Origin of the sequence: [Clostridium] ammoniilyticum, assembly GCF_025566905.1 — a bacterium.
GTDB lineage: Bacteria > Bacillota_I > Bacilli_A > Erysipelotrichales > Coprobacillaceae > Faecalibacillus > Faecalibacillus intestinalis.
Genome location: NZ_JAOQJR010000004.1, coordinates 148,219 through 168,692, shown reverse-complemented (window position 1 = coordinate 168,692; position 20,474 = coordinate 148,219). Strand labels below are relative to the sequence as shown.

Annotated in this window: 15 protein-coding genes; 3 read left to right on the top strand and 12 right to left on the bottom strand. The window is 30.6% G+C overall.

Annotated elements, in window-relative coordinates; genetic code table 11:
- The first annotated feature begins 191 nt into the window (after positions 1–191).
- From OCV55_RS05605 to OCV55_RS05595, 3 genes are read left to right on the top strand one after another with little or no spacing between them, the layout of a single operon-like run.
- Positions 192–509: a hypothetical protein gene (locus OCV55_RS05605; protein ID WP_267309828.1), complete on the top strand. Its 318-nt coding sequence runs from the start codon at positions 192–194 to the stop codon at positions 507–509.
- A complete protein-coding gene (locus OCV55_RS05600; RefSeq protein WP_267309827.1) occupies positions 490–624 on the top strand; it encodes a 4Fe-4S dicluster domain-containing protein in 135 nt (44 codons plus the stop codon). Before OCV55_RS05605 ends, OCV55_RS05600 begins: the two co-directional genes overlap by 20 nt.
- Positions 625–648: 24 nt before the next feature.
- The gene (locus OCV55_RS05595) at positions 649–927 is read left to right on the top strand and encodes a CHAP domain-containing protein (RefSeq protein WP_147580050.1); all 279 of its coding nucleotides are present in this window, start codon (positions 649–651) and stop codon (positions 925–927) included.
- Positions 928–1,008: 81 nt separating this feature from the next.
- Here the strand turns inward: OCV55_RS05595 and OCV55_RS05590 are convergent, their stop codons facing one another.
- The 12 genes from OCV55_RS05590 to lepB form a co-directional block, all read right to left on the bottom strand.
- On the bottom strand, positions 1,009–1,326 hold the full coding sequence (locus tag OCV55_RS05590; RefSeq protein ID WP_147580049.1) for a type II toxin-antitoxin system RelE/ParE family toxin: 318 nt from the start codon (positions 1,324–1,326) through the stop codon (positions 1,009–1,011).
- Between the two features lie 2 nt (positions 1,327–1,328).
- On the bottom strand, positions 1,329–1,607 hold the full coding sequence (locus OCV55_RS05585) for a type II toxin-antitoxin system Phd/YefM family antitoxin (RefSeq protein WP_032091299.1): 279 nt from the start codon (positions 1,605–1,607) through the stop codon (positions 1,329–1,331).
- A 130-nt stretch (positions 1,608–1,737) separates the two neighbouring features.
- Entirely contained in the window at positions 1,738–2,490 is a 753-nt protein-coding gene (locus OCV55_RS05580; RefSeq protein ID WP_147580048.1) for an isopeptide-forming domain-containing protein, read from the bottom strand.
- A 1-nt stretch (position 2,491) separates the two neighbouring features.
- On the bottom strand, positions 2,492–3,322 hold the full coding sequence (locus tag OCV55_RS05575) for a class C sortase (RefSeq protein ID WP_117828924.1): 831 nt from the start codon (positions 3,320–3,322) through the stop codon (positions 2,492–2,494).
- Between the two features lie 39 nt (positions 3,323–3,361).
- Entirely contained in the window at positions 3,362–4,807 is a 1,446-nt protein-coding gene (locus OCV55_RS05570; RefSeq protein WP_147580047.1) for a SpaH/EbpB family LPXTG-anchored major pilin, read from the bottom strand.
- Positions 4,808–4,819: 12 nt separating this feature from the next.
- Complete coding sequence (locus tag OCV55_RS05565) at positions 4,820–12,562, bottom strand: Cna B-type domain-containing protein (RefSeq protein WP_147580046.1); 7,743 nt, start codon at positions 12,560–12,562, stop codon at positions 4,820–4,822.
- 303 nt (positions 12,563–12,865) lie between these two features.
- Positions 12,866–14,269 carry an Rrf2 family transcriptional regulator gene (locus OCV55_RS05560; protein WP_147580045.1) on the bottom strand — a complete coding sequence of 468 codons (1,404 nt, stop codon included), beginning with the start codon at positions 14,267–14,269 and terminating at the stop codon, positions 12,866–12,868.
- A 35-nt stretch (positions 14,270–14,304) separates the two neighbouring features.
- On the bottom strand, positions 14,305–17,058 hold the full coding sequence (locus tag OCV55_RS05555) for a DUF7601 domain-containing protein (RefSeq protein WP_147580044.1): 2,754 nt from the start codon (positions 17,056–17,058) through the stop codon (positions 14,305–14,307).
- The gene (locus tag OCV55_RS05550; protein ID WP_147580043.1) at positions 17,058–17,720 is read right to left on the bottom strand and encodes an FctA domain-containing protein; all 663 of its coding nucleotides are present in this window, start codon (positions 17,718–17,720) and stop codon (positions 17,058–17,060) included. Before OCV55_RS05550 ends, OCV55_RS05555 begins: the two co-directional genes overlap by 1 nt.
- Before the next feature lie 13 nt (positions 17,721–17,733).
- A complete protein-coding gene (srtB, locus tag OCV55_RS05545; protein ID WP_147580042.1) occupies positions 17,734–18,606 on the bottom strand; it encodes a class B sortase in 873 nt (290 codons plus the stop codon).
- 76 nt (positions 18,607–18,682) lie between these two features.
- A complete protein-coding gene (locus OCV55_RS05540) occupies positions 18,683–19,825 on the bottom strand; it encodes a DUF7601 domain-containing protein (protein ID WP_147580041.1) in 1,143 nt (380 codons plus the stop codon).
- Positions 19,826–19,871: 46 nt separating this feature from the next.
- Complete coding sequence (gene lepB / locus OCV55_RS05535) at positions 19,872–20,420, bottom strand: signal peptidase I (protein ID WP_147580040.1); 549 nt, start codon at positions 20,418–20,420, stop codon at positions 19,872–19,874.
- Positions 20,421–20,474 lie beyond the last annotated feature (54 nt).

Below are 20,474 nucleotides of genomic sequence, written 5' to 3'. Positions count from 1 at the left end.
AATATTTTTTAAAGTTTTCGTTCTCTTAAAATACCATGATAATTTCTATCAACACATGTCCCTTTTTCTACAAAACAAAACATTGAATAATAATCTTCCAAAGTTTCATTTCCACGTAAAGAATCTAATCTTAAATATTCTTTTCCTTTTTACCAGAAGAAGCAAAACGTATCTATGAAGACTTAGGTGAAATGTCGCCTGCAAATTATGCCTTACGTTTTGCTACTGGTTTTGATGGAATGATGATGGTTTTATCAGGAATGAATGATATGGCACAAATGCAAGATAACTTAAGTTTCATGAAAGATTTTCAACCATTATCTACAAAAGAACAAGAAGCAGTTAAACAAGTCACAGAAATCTTCAAAAGTAAAAACTTTATTCCATGTATTGCTTGTCGTTACTGTATGGAAAAATGCCCAAAGAACATTGCTATTCCAGATTTATTTGCCTGCTTAAACACTAAAAAAGTTTATGGAGATTGGAACAGTGATTACTACTACAGTTAAAAATGCAAAAGCAAGTGAATGTTTAAAATGTGGTTTATGTGAACAAATTTGTCCACAACATTTACACATTAGAGATTTACTTGTAGAAGTTGCAGAGGCTTTTGAAAAGAAATAAAAATAGCCAAAAAGAGAAACCCTTATGATTAATAATACAATTCCAAGATTTTCTTTATGTACAGACGGAGAAAAAAGGTACAAAGATCATAGCAAATGGAAAAATAAATCATACATTCCTCAAACAGGTGATATTATCTTTTTTGATTGGAACGGTGATGGCCATGTTCAACATGTTGGAATCGTTGAAAAAGTAGAAAACGGCAAGGTATATACTATTGAAGGAAACAGCAAAGACGAGGTAAGAAATAAAAGTTATTCTTTAAATAACAAATCAATTTATGGTTATAGATCTGTCAATTAAAAAGAAGCTATTTATATGTCCCCCACTATCTAATAGAAAGTAGATGACAAATAAGCTTCTTTTTTTAAATCATTTTAAACTTTATAGTCCTCTTATAATATTCAAATAATCTTGTCTTTGGTCAACAAACGCATAAATAATAACTTTTCTTTTTTCTTCATTCACTTTATAGAATGCTAAATTTTTTTCTAATATTAGAACTCTGTAACCTTGTCTCTTCAACACTGCATATCTAGGCAATGTTCCAATATAGGGATTATCTTCTAAAAGCAAGATAGTGTTTTCAATATAATCTAACTTTTCTAAAGCAAATTCATTACCAAAATGATTTGCTAGATATAAAACAGTATGTCTAATTCCTTCATCTGCCTTATCTGTTCGAATAATATTATACTTCATAATTACTTACCTTTTAATATCATTCTTAAATCATCAAATGTCTCATTTATAGGAGCAACTCGTCCATTTTTTACATCATCTTCAGCTTCAGCAAGTGTTTCTAATAATTCAATATGAGCCTTCATATTTTGATATTCTTCAAAAGAAAGAGATACAGTATCTCCCTTACCATGTACAGTAATGATTACCGCTTCTTTATCTTCTCTACATTGTTTAGAAATTTCATTATAATGATTTCTTAAATCTGCGGATGGTCTAATTGTTTCTCGTAGGTTTGCCATAAAAATCCCTCCCATACTATTATAGGCAAATTATATCATTTAATGTCTATGCTTTCAAATTTAAATTTATAATTTAATAAACAAAAAAAGAGGATATAATTTAATTTTCCTCTACATAATCTTAAAAATTTTAATGTCTAATATTTTCCCTATGAAACATGATAAATATTATAATAGACATAATCATAAGTAATAACCAATATTCAGGATTATAATAATCTCCTGTTTTTAATTTTTGATTATCCTTGTAATTAGATGTTTGACTGAAATTTTTTTCTTTCTTAAAATTCTCATCATTACTAGGAATTTTATCATCAGGCTCTTCTTTTGAATCATCATCTGGTTCTTCATCAATTCCAGGTCTCATTCTTGAATACTTCGGTTCAACATCTACATCATAATCCTCTTCATATGATTCGTCATCTTCTTTTTCAAGAAGTGGGATTGAAATAATAAAAGGTTCCATCTTATATGCAAATTCACTTTCATTATGTTCATAGATTATATATATTCCATAGTCTAAATCTCTAAAAGTAGCTTCTCCTCTTTGATTGGTTATTAATTCTTCATCATAATCAATATTATTTTTTTGAATATAATCCATCAATTTAGTAGCAACTCCATTTTGTTCAGAAGCTGACATATCTTTTTTAATTGTAACAAGTTTAGAGTATTTATCTAAAACTTGATAGTCATTACCATCATAATCAGCTATTTTTATCAACGCAATATGATCTTGACTAATATTAAAAATATGGTTGTGTACATCTAAATAATGACAGTGAATCGTTAAAGAACCATGATTTTGAGCATAAACATTATTAATTGAAAGAGACAATAAGCATGTAAATACAATAATAAATAATCTTTTTGCATTTATCATGTTATCGCCTCCTCCAAATAAATATAATAATTCCTATAATAATAAAACTTAAAAATGCTAATTTTACCTCATAAGGAATTTGTATACCATTATTGACCTTATTCGGTGTTTTCTTTATTGCTTCTTTGTAATCCGTTCTTTTTCCTCTTACAAGCAATCTATGAGTATTAACAGAATAAGGTGTACAAGTAACAAGCGTAACATAATCTTCACCATCTACAATTTCAATATCATCCGTTTGAGAGGGCAATACTGTTTTAATTTGATCTACTTCATAAGCTAACGTATCACCTAGAACAGAAATATAGAAAATATCTCCAACTTTCATCTTGTCAAGATCTGTAAACAGCTTTGAATTTGGTAATCCTCTATGCCCAGATAAAACAGCATGCGTACTTGTTCCACCTATAGGCAAAGAAGATCCTTCCATATGCCCCACACCTTTTTGTAAGATACCATTACTTGTTGAATGATATATAGGCAATTTCACATCTATTTTAGGTATTTGAAGATATGCCATCATGCCATCTTTAGAAACATTGAGCAGATTCATATACTCTTTACTCGGTTTACCTGTTGTAGAAAATGGATCATATAATTTCGTGGTATTGACCAATGACTGATTATATTCCTGTGCTTCTTCCAACATTTGTTTTTTTGTAGCTTCATCTATTCCCTTTACTTCATTATTATAAGAAGAAACTGCTTGTGAGCTGTGAATTCTTCCCAGGTAATCACTTACTGTTGGATAAAGCAATATTCCTAGGAAAAAAACTAATAAAACAGCTCTAATAACATCAAATAATTTAATTTTGTTTAATATATCTTTCATACATTTAATATCTATGAGAGATCTTAATTAATATTTCAATTAAGCTTCTTCTCTTTTTTTACCTTTTTTAAAGTAAGTTGAAAGAATAGCTAACACACCAACAACCCCTACTACTGTAAAGATAACTGTACCCATACCACCAGTTTCTGGTAACCATGATTCTGTTTTATTTGTAACTTTTTCTTCAACAGTTACTGTTTGTGGAGCATTTTCATCTACACTAATTGTTTTATTAATTGTATTTTTTAATTTTGCATAACCATCAGGTGCTTTTGTTTCTTCAATAACGTAATGTCCTTCTGATAATCCTTTTACAGTAATAACTCCTCCTTCAGGAGAAACTAATGTATCAGTAGTAGTTCCATCATCTGTTGTAGCAATTCTATAAGTTCCATTTCCTTCATCAACAAATTTTAATTTATCACTATCAACATTATTTCTATATAAAGCAAATTCAGCGCCAGATAATGGTTTATTTTGTTCATCAACTTTATTGATTTTTAATGTATGAGTTAACACTTTAACTTCACTTGGGGCTCCTGTTGTTAAATGTTCTGGGTCATTACCATAACTAACTTCTGCTTTGTTGGTAGATGTATTTGAATCATTGATTGCTTTTTCATTAACAACTGCTGAATATGTAAATGTTAATGATTCATTTGCGTCTTTAGCATGATTAGTATAGAAATTTTTGAATTCAACTGTAAATATTCTATTTATTTTATCAACTGTTAAAGTATATTCACTAGTGTCTACTACAGTACCACCAATTTTAACTACTAAATTTAATGTGTCTTTTGATACTGTTAGACCTTCAGTCATAGTATCTTTAAAAATATAATAATATTGATTATATCCTGTCATGTTTGGAACCATTGATTCAACCTTGAAATCTACAGTATCGCCAACTTGTGCAGAATCATATTTTTTATTATTGATTGTTTTTTCTGGATCAGGTGTTTTACCTTTTAAATAAACATCAACTGCTTTACTTGATTTTACTGTTGTAAAAGAAGGAGTATATCCTTCACCAGAAGGAATAACTGCATAATAACCATATGCCAATCCAGCAATTGTATATTCTTTTGTATCTGTTGTTCCTGTTGCTGCACCATCAGCACTTATTTGATTTGTTGCAATATATGTTTTTAACTTATTTTGAAAGTCTGTTGTAGAAACATTCGCTTTAATATAATTATAAGCTTTGATATCTATATCATCACCAGTTGTCCCATTAAGTAATTCTTCTGTGAAAAATCCTGTAAAATTAGAACTAATTGAATAACTTACTTTATTTCCTGATACAGTTGCATCCATTAATCTGTAAGCATTGAAATTAACACCATTTACATCATGTTTACCAGTATGAACAGTTATACTGCCTGTACTTGCTGCAGATACTGAACTGATATTCATTGCTGACATAGTAAATAACATCATGAACGAAAGTACATATGCTATTACTTTTTTTAATTTGTTTTTCATTTTCATATTCCTCTATTCTTTAATATTATTCGCTTTTTTACTTTTTTTGTACGATAACAAAACTGCTAATACACCTACTATACCTACTAAAACAAATAACATTGTTCCTTTTCCACCTAAGTTTGGTAAAAGAGGCATATCTTTATTTGTTATCGTAAACGTATATCCATCATCAGATTCTTCAATAGACGTTATATAATTTTCTACTTCGGACTCTGTAACTGAATAAGTATAATAAGCTTTACTTCCATCATCTAATGTTGTATAGGCATCTAATCCTTTAATAACTGTTTGCCAGGTATTTTTAGAATCAGTTACATCATTAGTTGATAAAGTATAATCCCCTACTTTCTCTGATATTTCATCACTTCCTTTCATATATGTTCTTGTTAACGTCACTGTAATCGTATCTGGACGTTCTTTTTGTTTATCACTTAAATCTTTCCATAGCTTATTGATAGTAATGTTTATCTTTTCATTACAAGGATCTTGTGTATCTGAAGGGACAGGTGTCGTACCATCTTCGTTATCAGATACTTCTGTATCATCCATCAATACAGCTTTTGCTGGAGAGACATAGGCATTTAAATCAACGGTTTCACTTTTTGATTCATCAGATAATTTGGCATCTTTTAAATCATCATATTTTTGTACCTTATCATAATGCCTTATTTTGAAGATGTTCCAATTATCAAAATCTGAATCCTTTTTACTATACAAAGATGAATTTTTTATAATATCAATCAAGGAATCACTTCTTGTTCTATAAATCCTGTACGTATTATCTTTACCTTCAATATTCTTCTTTGTATTAAAGTCATAACTAGAATTTAAAGACGTTGTTCCAGAAAAAGGTCCTATTTGATTGCTTGTTCCTCTAATCGTATCAGCTAAATACATTTCATTGTTTTCAATCAATCCTTCATTGTTATAACCAATAAATCCACCTGCTTGACCATTTTCTTCACTTCCATCATGTGAATCATTTGCTTTTCCACCAAAAACATCATATCCATCATGAATACCTGTTATCGAGCATCCATCTACTTTTGTTCTGTTTGATTTGATAAGTCCTACTTTAATATTTTCTTTCTCACTGTCAGCAATATGATTTCCATCAATATTTGAACATGGGATTTCTATATAAGAATCACCAATTGTTATTTTTGCCAGGTCACTTGTTCCATCTCCTCTATCTTTATCAAGTGCTACTGAAATAGTTAATCCTAACAAAGTAACTGATAAAGCATTTCCTTTAGCTAAAACTTGTAATTTTAATAGTGAACCTAAATTGATATCTATAAGGCCAACATTTTCTAAATCTCCCACATATAGAATATCTAGAAGTTTATTGACGATTGAAAGTATCGGATCCAATAAATAGCTAGAACCTAAGTCAATATCAGCTAAATATTCAAAACTTGTTTTACCAACAAAGCCTCCTGCTATTTGATCACTAGCCACTTTCTTTATGTTTTCTACATTGCAATTGCTCATTCTTCCTAAATCAGCATAACCAACAAAACCACCAGAAATAGGTTCCTTACCACTTTCACTTGAAATAGTAAATCCAACTGGAATACCAATAACTGAACAGTTGTCACTATGAGAACCAAAAATATCTAAGACACCAGCTGTGGCATTTAATAATTTTCCTGTACCAACACCAGCTTCATCTAGATCAACCACACCACTCTTTCCCATGTGACCAACAAAACCACCGGCATAGTTTTTAGCTTTGACTTTATTTAATCTAGTAACACTCGAATTTTTTACCGAACCATCTAGCAAGCTTCCACCAAATCCACCTGCATTTCCTGTCTGTACTTTACTGTCCAATGTTCCTTCCTGACTTTCATCATTTGCACATACTGAAAGTCCATTATCATTTGATCCAGTTACTTTTGCTTGATAAACATAAGTTCTAAAGGCATCTAATACATCAATATTTCCTAATTTAATCAAATTTAGAATTTGATCAGAATCATCATTTCCAACTTGAGCAACAGAAGAAACATCAGCTAATCCAAAGAACCCACCAACATGTCTTCCACCAACAACATTTCTAATATTATTTGCCTCAACTCTTACTGAATTTGCATCTTTATCACCAAAAATTGCTCCTCCTGCAGTACCTACAAAACCACCTGCTTGATTTGCATATTTTGTATTTTCATCATTTTCTAATGTATATGAACCGTTAACACTTAATCCATAATCATTCCATGCATCCACCTTAGCATAGTCAACTATTGAAAGAGTTGCATTCAATACTTTGGCAAGATCTCCTGCATTTCCTAATAAATTCTTAAGTAGATTTGATAATAATCCTGTATTGGATGAAGTATTTAAAGTTACAGCACTTCCTGGTTGGATATTACCTGCAAAACCTCCAACATTTTGACTACCGTTGATTACTTTTAATTGATCAGCCAAACAATATTGATCTTGTGTTCCTTCTATTTTTCCACCAACAACTTTTCCAACAAATCCACCACTGTTTCCTTCATCATTATCAAAATCAGTTCCAGTAGTAGATATTGTTGCTCCTGATTGATAACCTATAACAGACGAAGTTTTTACCACAGGAATGAAACTTTGCAATATTGGAAGTGAGCCTACCACATTTAATTTCTTTTCTAAGTTTACATCTCCAACATTCGCAACTCCGGCTGAAATCATTTCACCAGCAAAACCTCCACTGCTTTTTAAAGCTGTAACATCTTTTAAATCTCTAGCATTAGCAAAAGTTACTTCTCCTCCATTCATTTGACCAACATAACCACCAGCAATACCGCCTTGATAATCGTTTGAACCAGCATTTGTTCTCCCAGCTTTTACTTCATAGCCATAGGCATATTGATCAATAATTTTATCTAACTCGTCTTGATTATCAACTTCTCCAAGTTCTTGGAATTTTTTACCATAAGCGCCATTGACTCCTACTGCTTTTACCCAAGAATTCCATACTTCAGTTGTTAAACCTCGAAGTGGTCCATAAGTTGCTGTATTCGTTTCAGTTGGATAAACAGCACTCAAGGCTGATAATGGATTATCTAAATTAATGAGTCCATAAAGAACACTGATATTTCCCGTATCAACTGTATTGGCACAATCCGTTCTGCCACTAAATCCTCCAGCATATTCATATCCATAAACAGCTCTTAATCTATAGACTGCACATTCTTTTTGAACTGTAGGTATTTCACCATTCCATTCCCTTGTAGAATTACCTTCAATACGCCCACCAAGGTTATATCCTACATAACCACCTGCACATCCTTTTAATGATTCATTACTTATGGCATCTGCACGAACTGCTCCACCACAAGGAATACAAGTAGTTTGAGAGTTATAAATCATAGGAATAAATGATTGTAGAACACTTGTTAAACTATCTACTGAAATTAATCCTTTTAAGATTTCCGTTTTACCTAATACATCTGCAACACTTCCTGGTTGAATATTTCCTGCATAACCACCAGCAGTTTCTTGACCTATGATGTAAGAGAAATTATTGACATTACTATTTTGAATTTGTGAACCATAATCAGTTCCAACAAATCCGCCAGCGTTTCCAATTGTTTTATTTTCAGCCAAACCATTTGCTTTAACAGAAAAACCACCAACCGCACCAGTTACATCTGAATTTTCAATTTTAGAAGCTGTTACATCTAACGCAGATAAAATATTTGCCAAATTTATATTTGTTCCCAATGCCTTCAATCCACCACCAACAGATGCTGTAGAACCTATATCTAATTTTCCTACATAGCCTCCAGCGTTTTTAGGTGCTGAGATGGCATAGCTTGAAGATTCTCCAAAATAAAAAGAACTGTCTGTATCATTAATATTTTTAAAAGGTGTCTTCACTGTAGTGTGTTTTAACTTATTGACACTACTGTTAGAAACTCTTACAGCACTACCATAGCCAATATATCCACCTGCACTGCCAGAATTTAAATCCGTTGACTTATATGTATCACAGCTAACGACCAATCCATTAGATTGAACACCAGCATTTTTAATAATAGGAATATAAACCTGTATTAAACTCAATAAATCAGAGATTTGAATATTCAAATCTGCTAACCCGCCTAAAATACTTATTCCTTTTGTTGAATCCGCTAAAGCTCCAGAATAAACCTTTCCACCAAAGCCTCCAGCGTATGTTTTCCCTTGAACATATGAAATGTTTTGTACTGCATAAGCATTATTTTCATCATTTTCTACTGTACCACTTTGAAAATCAGCAACAAATCCTCCTGCAATGTCTCCTTGTATGCCCCCATTGTCGACATAAGTTACATAGCATTGTTGATATGACGGAATTAAATATCCTACCGCATTTAATAATCCATTAGCTGAAATCAATTTTTTTATTTCTGTATCATCTCCAACTTCCGCTAAACCACCTGTTTTTGAAATACCAATAAACCCACCAGAGTAACCTCCATCATCTGTAGAAGTTACTGTTTTCAAATTATTAACCTTTGCATCATTTATTTTTGTACTATTACTTTTAGCAACAAATCCAGCTGCTACATAATCAGTTGTTGAATTATCTTCTCTTGATCCCGTAGCTTCTACAGTAAATCCAGAATTAATACCACTTACAGACGAAGAATCTATATTGACTTCAACAGCTTGTCCTAAAGAAAGAAGATTGCTTAATTTTAAAATATAATTTAATCCTAAAAGATTTACTGTCAAACCATTATCAGTTCCTGCAAGATCACCTGGACCAGATACACCTATAAATCCACCTACAATATTTTCTCCTGAAATATTATTTAAATTTGTTACTGTAACCGAACTAATAGAACCACCGATTGCTTCACCAAAAGCACCACCAACTCTTTTTCCTTTACCACCAATAGTTATACCTTCTGTAGAACCAGTAAGTGAAATAGAATTAGCATTAAATCCTAAATATTCTGCAACACCTAAAGTTGTATTTAAAAGTCCTGCTACACTTGCTGTTCCCACTGAGCCAGAAATACCACCAACACAATTTTCACCATCCACGGATTTCAAACCATTAATAATGATATTTTTTTCTTCGATTCCATCCATTGAAAAGATATTATTTTTAAAATATGAAACCTTACTTAAATTATCGGTATTAGATTTTGTAAGATAAACACCATCACCTCTGCCTATCAATCCACCTGTGTAATTTTTTCCTTCAACACTGCATGGCGCATTTATTTGACATCCTAATATATGAGAAGGACTCACACCAGCAAGAGAAAGTAATGATGATGTTGCATTTTGATTACTGCTTAAAAGTTTCACAACTAAGTCAACAACCCCACCTAATAAGTTATCTTTCGTATCACCTTTTCCTAAATCAGCAGCCCATCCAATTGTTGCGATTCCAGCAAAGCCACCAGAATTATCTCCACCGGAAGATACCGTTAATTTATCACTAATATTAACATTACAATTTATAGCCGACGTGTTGGCCATTGCTCCAGCAAAACCACCTTGATATCCATTGCCCGAAATTGTCAAATCACTCGCAGATACTGAACAATTTAAAAACAAACTTTCAGGATTCATTTTAGGCAATATTTTAGGCAATTGAGTTTCTATATCTAAAGCACCCGATAAAGTACCTTCTATGACATCATCTCTAGCTAATCCTACAAATCCGCCACTATAATTATTAGCTTTGACATTGAAGTTGCTGTTTGTAATTTGGCAATCTTTTACGACAGTTCCTTTTTGTTGACCGATAAATCCACCAGAATTTTCAATCTTATCATTATTTGTTCCTATATTTCCTGTTAAATTATTGATTGAACAATTTTCAACATAAGCATTGATATACTTTGTAGGAATCAATTTATCTACTGGAATAGCGTTTCCTAAAAGAATGGTAATCAAATCACCTAAGCCAAGACCAGGAATCACATTTAAAATTTTTGCCAATAGAGTAGCCGTTCCACCTAATCCTTTTGATAAGCCATCATATTCCGTCTTTCCAGATATGTATCCAATAAATCCACCTGTATTACTATTGATATTTGTTACTTTCACATCATCCAGTTCACAGTCAGATATTGCTACATCCCCCACTACACGACCTGCAAAACATCCCGTAGCTAAAGCTGTTGGGTCATCCTTACGAGCATTTAATATACTGCTGAGTGTGTCTCTTAATCCAGCATCAACAGTTCCAAAAGTAAGTAACCATGTTAATCCATCTAATAGTGCTCCTAATGTTAATCCTAAAGTTGAAGTTAATCCACTTATTAACGTTTGATCAAATTTTGTTTTTGTTGTTTCATTATCAACATTTATTTTATTGAATTTAAGGTTTTTTACTGTTACAGTTCCTTTGCTCAATCCTAAATCACTGTCACTTGCTTCATTTGATAATGTGGCAAAGAAACCAACTCCCATTTGTTCTCCAACATCCAATTCAGATGTTTGACTAACATTCACATTAGAAATAACTGGTTTGTCTCCTATATTTAAATCAGTTGCTTTGCTATAATCCGTAACGCTAGTATCATTATTCCATAGTGTTGATTGCCCATCGGCTTTTGCACCAATCATTGTTCCTTGGAACATCAACGGTGTCCAATTATCACTAGATAAATCAATATTTCTAAAGATAATGTAATTAGCATTTGTTGAATATTTTTGATTGGTAGCTTTATCTATATCCAATGTTGGATCAATTTCACCAGTAGATTGATTGACTCCACATCTTCCCCATGCATATAAATGTGAACTATATTTACTTAATTTTTTATCCTCTTTATGTATATTCTTTTCTCCAAATCCAAAATCTTCATTACCATTTTGAGATTTTTCTAAATCGGCATCTCCACCGTATAGCATTATCGGATTACCATTTTCATCTTCATCTACATACCAATTGGCAGCATGTAAATAAACTTGATAAACAGCACCATAAACAGTTACACCAGATCCTATTTTTCTTAACTGTTCTTCATTACCAATAAGAATATAAGTTTTGTCACCAATCGTTTTAACAACTTGACCATTAAAATCTCGTCCTTCACAATTTTCAGTACTTATATTTGATATTTGATTTGCTTTAGTTTCTGGCATCTCACCTGTAAAGTTTTTCGATAACACATAGTTATGTGATTTGCTATAAGTTAGATAATTAGAACTATTATCTGAATAAACAGGTTGTCCCATCCCAACACACTCTGGTAACATATCTTGAGACATGACAGGTTCATTTTCAGAATTATCCGATTGAATAATTTTTAATTGATAATCATTATAAATAAAGATTGTATCTGTTGATGAATCATACAATGTTGAATTTTCATCTACAGTTCCATGATTAAATGTGCCTGTAAAGTCGCTTGGTAAAGTCCATATGTCATTTCCATTTAATGAAATATCTTTCATAAGTTGATACTTGGAAGAAAGAGAATATGTTATATATTCATCATTTACTGAAATTTGTTGACCAGTACCGTAATTACTTTCATCATTATCTGTAGATGTAACAATTGAATTTGAGCCAATTGCTTGAAGCTGTTTTGTATTATAAATTTTTATTACATTATTTTCATAAATATCACTGATATCTATTGAATCATCTGATTGTGAGCTTGTGTTATTTTCAACAATAGTTTCCTTTGAAATTGAATCATCAGATGAATTTAACGCATAGACAACAACAGTTTGTAAAAACAAAGAGATAACACATACCCAAACCATTATGTCTATACAAATTATTTTTTTAATTTTGTTTAACAAACAAATCACCTTACTTCCTGAAACTAGAAAATTTTTAAAATTTTAGATATCTTCGTTTTTCTACAATAAAGTGATTGATGATTTAGTTATACGCTACCTCTTATATCGGCTTTTTTATAAAATTGCAAAATTTATCTTAAATAATAATTATTTCTGAATATTATTCTAATATATTCACAATCTTTCTATAATGCACAGAATAGGAAAAGAATTCATGCATTTTTTGTAAACTATGTGTAAAAAGCAATGTAATAAAAAAAGCAATCATAATTTACAAAATTAGATTACTCTTTAATATTTAAATTATTTACTTACTTTTTCAATCCACGTTTTATTCATAGAAGCAATAATAAACGAAATAATAACTTTTGGTGAAAAACTTCCACACTCACCATTAACAATCATCCTTACAGCCTCACCATGATTAATTTTTCTTTTATATGGACGTTCACTGATTAATGCATCATAGGCATCAGCTAGTCCAACTACTTGTGCACAAAGAGGAATTTCATCACCAATAAGTCCTTTAGGATATCCTTGGCCGTCATATCTTTCATGATGATACAAACAAATATTATATGCATATTGGACAAGTTTACTTGCTTTTCCGCATTTAGGAAGTTTTAATGCCATGTTTGCACCGTTTAAAGGATGCTTTTTTATAATATCCATTTCATCTTTTGTTAGTTTACCTTTTTTATTAAGAATTTCATATGGTGTGAAAAGTTTACCAATATCATGAATAGTTGCTAGTTTAGAAACATTTTCTATTTCTTCATCTGATATATTTAATTTGGGATAATTTAATTGCACCTCTTTATAAATCTGTTCAGTGAAATAAGAAATATTATGAATACTTTGAGGTTCTTCCAGTTTATTATGAGCCAACACTAGTTCCAACAATGAAATCATATTCCAAAACTCATTTTCAATCATATCATTTTGTTCTGAAGAAGACTTATTAATTCTAGTATCAATTGTTGTAAAAATATTTGCTGTTTTAAACGTAAGAAACATAATATTTTGATTGATGTGTTTATTGATATTCATACATGAATTATTATTTGTTTTAAATCTGATATCAATATCTTGATAATCAAAATTATCGTTCATTGATTTTAGTAAAAAATCTTTAACTAAAAATTTATCTTCTCTACAAACACATTGCTTAAGAAATTCAGTCACGAACTCTGTATATATTTTAATATCGTCAAGAAAATCATAATCGATGTTATTTCTATTAATAATTTCTATTTTTTCTGTATTTAAGTCAATTTTTAACAAAAGATACTGATTTTGTTTACTTTCATCATTTAATATATTTCTAAATGTTATACTTTGAAGTTTATAATTAAATGATGTTTGTAAATTAAATAGTATTTTTCTTATTCGACATGTACCAATACAATTTCTTGAACACACACCATTGGTTTCTAAACATTTATTTATTGCCATTGTCACCTCTGTCGAAGATATGACATCATATAAACTGATTTCATCGGAAGATTTTGCTAATGAATAACCTCCCTTCATGCCTTCTGTTGCATTAATCAAATGATTATTTTTTAAATTTTTTATTATTTTTGGAATATAACTATTTGGTATATTAAGTTCATCCGATAATTCATTAGCTGAAGCACTTCCGTTTTTTTCAGTAAGATAACTTATAATTCGAATAGCATAATCTGTTGTACTTGTTAATTGCATAATTTTTACCTTAAATTAAGAATTTATTTTCTTAATTACATTTTCTTTCTTTTTACATTTTTTAAATAGAACAACATAACAAAACATAAAACTAAACCTACAATCATCATAGCTAAATATTCTTTTTCATTAGATGAAATTCCTGTTTCTGGTGGTGCGATTGTTGAAGTATTAATAAACTCAACCGTCATCTTACCTGTATTGTCCATAATGCAATCTACAGTTTTTCCTTCGGATTTTGAAATATCATTAAGCTTATAATAAACTTTAAAATTAGAGCCAGGATCTGATTCAGTAATTGTATAAGTCCACTTTATTGGTAAACAGTTTAAATTAATTGATTCATCTTTTTTCAAAGCAAATGTTGCTTGATTGTTTGTAAAAGTAATTTTTTTATCTTGACCTATATAAATATCTGCAGAATCTAAGCTTTTTCCTGAATCATTTGAGGGAGGAGTAGCTTTTATAATAAAGTTGTAGGATTTATTTTCATCTAAAATATATCCTTCAACTGATTTTTTTATCGTCAATGTAGTAGGCTTATAATAAAGATTCAATTTAATCGTTTCAGTTGAGTCATCATTAGTAACTTCTTTTTCTAATTCATTTCGTGTATCATCCTTATCAAAGACATAGCCTGGAAAAGTTCCATCATTTTCAGGAATAGAAATTGCCGTTACTGTTTCATTATCTTCAGCAAATGTAATTGACCCCTCTGTTGTCTTTTTGAGTTTTTCATTTCCATCAGGTATCTTCAAATAATGATTAACAATAACATTCCTGCTTCCTATTTTCTTCCATTGTGCAACGAATTGATAACCTTGCCTATTATTGCTTGAACAAAAAGGAAGATTCATATTATCGGCAAATTCAATATTATCCAACGAAACCGTAAATACATCTTTATTTTGATAAGTTTCATTACTTAGCGTTCCATCTTTTTTCTGTAATTTCCATCCTAAAAACTCATATCCACTACAAATCGGTTCCTCATTGCCTTCTCCAACTGTAAAAGATACACCTATTTTTCTTCCTCCTTTGGCTGTTGACGGATTATTACCGTAAGAATGCATTGGTCTATTATTGTATAATTCCTGGTTATCCGGAATATTACTAACCGCTAAATTATCTTCCAGTCCTGATTTATAATGTACATAATAATCTATTCCAGCCGTTGTAAAACTCACTACATACATTTCCCAATCCGTATTGAGTGTCTTTTCTCCTGCAAATGCTACATATTCCGTATATCCTGCAGCCTGTGCAGCATTTTTTGCCTCTTGCCATATCTTATCATAAATTTCAAGAGTACCTGTTTTCCCCATTGTGGTAGCTGATAACTGAGCAACCTTTCCTGTTTCCGCAATTACTTTTCCACCTGTTGAGCCCTCATTCGCAAATGCCTTAGAAGCTCCACTAGGAGATGAATATCCGTTTTTACTTTTCGCAAAAAAAATTCTTACTTGTCTTTTATGAAGTGTTTCAGCGCCACTTCCAACAGAATCCATATTTACTGTGTCACTGTCTTGAATCGGATCCAGTTTTTTAGTGTCAGGATTCCACATTGCCACATCTAGTCCATCACCACTTCTATGTCCATCTGTATATAGTTTCGCAGTTAATACTTGTTCCCCTATTGCATACGGAACCAGATTTAAATTTATATCCTGCCAGCTTCCTCTTCTAGGTTTCACTTTAATAGAGTATGCGTAAGAACAATTTTTTTCATCACCAAATTTCGTAGTATAACTATCCTCCATCACCACGGTTACAAGATAAGACGTGTTACCACAATTTGCATCCATTGTTATCCCATGACCAATCCCTTCTTCAGTTGGAATTTCTCTATGGTTGTCTGTTGTTTCTGCTAAAGTTGTACCATTTATCGCCATATTTATTAAACGATATCCTCTTTTTGTATGAATAACTGGTATTCTAATTGCACCGTCAGCATCCAAATCCTTTTCTGTAAAAGTAAAATTCAGTGCATCCTTGCTATGTTCTTCATTTAGATATTCTGTTCCATCATTTGCTGTTTTATTTATCGTTACACGATAGACTCCTTCACTACTATAAGCAATTGTTATTACATCATCTTTTTGAAATTGAATTGTATATGCTGCTCCATATTCATCTCCAGAACTTCTATTTATTGTTGAATTATTTTGGGATTCAACCGAAGAAATTTTATATCTTATTTTATTTACTACTGCCGGTGTAACCGTAATATTCAAATCATCTCCAGCATTTACACGTACGGTTTTTGAAGTATCCAATGTTCCTTCTTTTGTAGTAATCGTTCCAGCAACTCCACCTTCTGGGATATTTTCTTTAACTGTAATATTATAGTATTCTTGGTATTTCATGATTAGATTTTGTTCATCTTCCAATTTTATACCTATTTTTCCATCTGTACTGTAATAGATTGTGTTCTCATATTTTCCTATATAAACGCAATTTTTACCTTTTACTTGAGCGCTTATAAATTCATAATTCTTTCCAGAAATTGATAATTCCTTATGTTCGTCAATATACCCAAAATCTATTTTTGATGGTGCATTTTCAATAGGATTTCCTTTTACATCGACATATTCTACTCGATCTGTATTTGTTTCGTTTGTTGCTGTTTTAAGTTCATTTTCTAAAGTTTGAACACTGACAGTCTCTGGAGCATTCAAAACATCAACATTATCTGCATAAACTGTTTTAAACATAGAAAAAACGAGTGTAAAAGTCAAAAAGAAGATGCAAATCACTTTTAAATGTTTTTGTTGTATCTTATTCAACATTATTTAACATCTCCTTTCTTCTTATTTGAAAACTTTATTATAAATAGAATCAAAATAACACTTGAAACAAGAAACATACACATATAACTTCCTGTCAAATAAGAATCTCCTGTTTTTATTTTATTTTTTAACATATATAATTCTTTATTTTGTGTATCTGTATCAAATGATTTAAATTGATTTTTAAAAGTAACATTTTCCACTTTCTCACCATTTTCATTTGTTACGGTTGTAATCGTAATCAAATCATTCTTATCATTATTTGCTTTAATACATAATGAATAAATATGATGATCAATAACATAACTATTTATGTCTTTTGTTTCTTGATATATTTTATAGTTGAATGATCCCTCTTGATTGACATTTATGGTTAGATTAACATGAGAATCATTTCTCATTATCCATTTATATTCCTTACCTTCACTATTTGCTGGCATAGGACTTCCACTTTTTTCCGCCTTCAGAACATATGTAAACTCCACACTATTATCTTTGTCATTTGTATCAAGTACTTGTTTTATGGGTATTAAAACAGTATGGTCATTTTGCAAAGCATATATAGGATTTTGATTATTTAATATCATAATCATAAATCCAAAAATTGCGAAAAATAGTAAAATTACTTTTTTATAATGAGTTGAACACATTATTTTTTTCATACTATCCTTCCTTTCAATTATTTTTTCTTTTTTTAACAAAAACAGCAATTATCAAAGCAATTAGTATTAATATCAATTCTAAATAAGTATTATTATTTAAAATATCAATTCCAATTCCTTTGTTCTTTTTTATTTTTTCTGGATATGTCTTATTTGTTATCTTTCCTACCAAAACATTTCGTCCATTTGTCATATCAGAAGTACAAGTTGTCAAAATAACAAGATGATCATTTGGACTTATTTGTACATTTCTTTTGTAAAGTGAATTACTATCAATCAATTTGATATATTCCTGTTTTGCTTCTTCACTTATACAGACATTAAATGCTCTTTCGTTATATGCATCCAACTGCATAATCGTAATAAATTCAATACCATGATTTATGCCATCATAATAAAGATTTCCGTAATGATGTTTATTAAAAAAATTTTGATTAGTAAATTCTCCAATGTCTCCAAACATCATATGTTTTTCCATATGGTGTCCATAAATAATATTATTGAAATCTGTAAAATGCGGATTGTTTTCTGCATGTAAAAAAATAGATCCACTTAATGAATAATTGCCTTCTGCATCCGTATTCATATATTTATCATCATTTTCATATTGAACGAATGGATAATTAATATGCGTATTATTTACCTTTAGCCACCCAATGACATCACTATTAATTTGTTGTAGTTCTTTAAAAGATTTACTATGATTTCTTGTTGGCATGTAAGGTTCATAAACTTTTGCATCAGCTTTTTCATATACCTGATTTGAGTCCCATAACATGTACCCAGATAAAGACATCATTGAAAGAATAAGAATCAAAGCGATAAGATCTACGAGATGATCAGTTATTTGGATAAAATTTTTAATCATTTTTTTTAATTTATCCATTGCTTATCTTCCTTTCCTAATTGTAAATATTGAAAAGAGGGATGCAGTTAAATAAACTGTCATCCCTTCATTTTATTTAATCGCTATATTTTTTATTTTTTAAATAAATATATCCTACTAATGCAACTCCGCCTAAAGCAATCATCATCACATATGGTAAAGTATTCATGATGATACCTGTAGTTGGTACATTATTATATGTATTTGTTACATCTACAGTATTTTTCTTTTGTCCTAATTTTTCATTTTCTACCTCAACAGATTCATTATATTTTGAAGCTGTTTTACTTTGGGACTCACCACCATTAATAACGTAGCTGGCACTTCCTTTGTAATTTGGAGTATTAGATTCTGATACTGTCATAGTAGTTCCAACAGGTAATCCAGTAAACTTCATGCTTTCACCATGTTTCAAATTAAATCCATATTTCCCATTTTCTAATTCAATTGCAATATCATTACCTTTGACGTTACCTAAAGTATTAGCGTCAGTTCCTTTAGGAAAATCAAATTTTGCGGTGAATCTAAATGATGCACTTGTGTTAATAGTACCTCCATTAGGATTTACTGTTTTTGTTACTTTTAAAGAACCATAATTTTCATAGTCTTCACCTGGATTAGTAGGATCAGTACCAGTACCTGCTTCTTGAACATAAGTATTAGTAAAACTAAATCCATTTGTATCACTATTACCTATATCAACTTTACCAGTTTCATTATCAATAACACCCTTATCGTCTTTTGTTTTGTTTACAATTATTTTTGTAATTTCATATTTATTATTAATATTTGAAACATAAACGTCCATCTTATACTCAGCTTGTGACATGATCATTTTTTCATGTTCATTATTTGTTACAGCTGGATTAGCAGTTTGTGATTCAGTCACTGTATATTCATATTTACCTTCTTGACTAAAAGCAGGAAATGTAATTTTATCTCTCTTTGTTTTTGTTCCAGTTTCATCAACAGTAAATGAAATACTTGGCATTGTAGGATTTAGTGAATCACTTACAAGTCCTTCCCCAGTTACTTGTGTTGCTGTAAAACTAAATGTTTCAGCTTTTCCTACTTCAGTATTATAAGTTTTACTGATATACGCTTCTTTAGCATTATTTGTAGTATTATCTGCGAAAGCAGTTGGCATCGTTAAGCATAATGTCATTGCACTTGCCGTTGCACAGGCAAGTATTTTCTTAATCGATTGTTTGATATTCATTTTTTTGTCCTCCCTGTTTTTCGATTAATGATTAAAGAACTTTTATTTATATACCTCTAGTTCTAATAACCGCTATGGCTTTGCCTTTAATATCATTGATGTTAAGGCACCCATAGATTCGACTGTCCGAAGCAACAGTCCTGTTGTCACCTAATACAAAAACCTGTCCTTGTCCTACTGTAAGAGGAAAATCAGTTCCATCTTTAAACTGAGTAGTATCAGAATAAATATCTTGAGATATTTGAACAGCTCCATTAATCAGCAGACCATCTTTAGTGATATCAACCTGATCACCTGCAACTGCAACTACCCTTGACATCATTATTCGATCATTCTTTTTAAAAACGACCACATCTCCAGAAACAAAGTTTTTATCAAGTCGATAGTATAAAACTAAATCACTATCTTTAATTGCTGGTTTCATCGATATATCATTCGTTCTAGCAATGCCATAAACAAATGAAAATATCAAAAACATTACACAAATTATTAATAAAATTTTAAGGAGTAAAAAAATTAAATCTTTTTTGAATGAATATTTATTTACCTTTTTTATTTCTTGAATCTTATTCATTTCTTGTTTTGTTTCATTCATAGCAACCTTTCTTTCTAATAAACTTGGATATGTAAGGTTTTATTTCTTTGACAC

What these genes read in the sequence shown, in the direction of transcription:
- srtB (WP_147580042.1), bottom strand. Translation starts at nt 18,606, where the DNA reads ATGGATAAATTAAAAAAAATGATTAAAAATTTTATCCAAATAACTGAT.
- OCV55_RS05580 (WP_147580048.1), bottom strand. Translation starts at nt 2,490, where the DNA reads ATGATAAATGCAAAAAGATTATTTATTATTGTATTTACATGCTTATTG.
- OCV55_RS05590 (WP_147580049.1), bottom strand. Translation starts at nt 1,326, where the DNA reads ATGAAGTATAATATTATTCGAACAGATAAGGCAGATGAAGGAATTAGA.
- OCV55_RS05575 (WP_117828924.1), bottom strand. Translation starts at nt 3,322, where the DNA reads ATGAAAGATATATTAAACAAAATTAAATTATTTGATGTTATTAGAGCT.
- OCV55_RS05605 (WP_267309828.1), top strand. Translation starts at nt 192, where the DNA reads ATGTCGCCTGCAAATTATGCCTTACGTTTTGCTACTGGTTTTGATGGA.
- OCV55_RS05540 (WP_147580041.1), bottom strand. Translation starts at nt 19,825, where the DNA reads ATGAATATCAAACAATCGATTAAGAAAATACTTGCCTGTGCAACGGCA.
- OCV55_RS05560 (WP_147580045.1), bottom strand. Translation starts at nt 14,269, where the DNA reads ATGCAATTAACAAGTACAACAGATTATGCTATTCGAATTATAAGTTAT.
- OCV55_RS05550 (WP_147580043.1), bottom strand. Translation starts at nt 17,720, where the DNA reads ATGAAAAAAATAATGTGTTCAACTCATTATAAAAAAGTAATTTTACTA.
- lepB (WP_147580040.1), bottom strand. Translation starts at nt 20,420, where the DNA reads ATGAATGAAACAAAACAAGAAATGAATAAGATTCAAGAAATAAAAAAG.
- OCV55_RS05585 (WP_032091299.1), bottom strand. Translation starts at nt 1,607, where the DNA reads ATGGCAAACCTACGAGAAACAATTAGACCATCCGCAGATTTAAGAAAT.
- OCV55_RS05555 (WP_147580044.1), bottom strand. Translation starts at nt 17,058, where the DNA reads ATGTTGAATAAGATACAACAAAAACATTTAAAAGTGATTTGCATCTTC.
- OCV55_RS05595 (WP_147580050.1), top strand. Translation starts at nt 649, where the DNA reads ATGATTAATAATACAATTCCAAGATTTTCTTTATGTACAGACGGAGAA.
- OCV55_RS05570 (WP_147580047.1), bottom strand. Translation starts at nt 4,807, where the DNA reads ATGAAAAACAAATTAAAAAAAGTAATAGCATATGTACTTTCGTTCATG.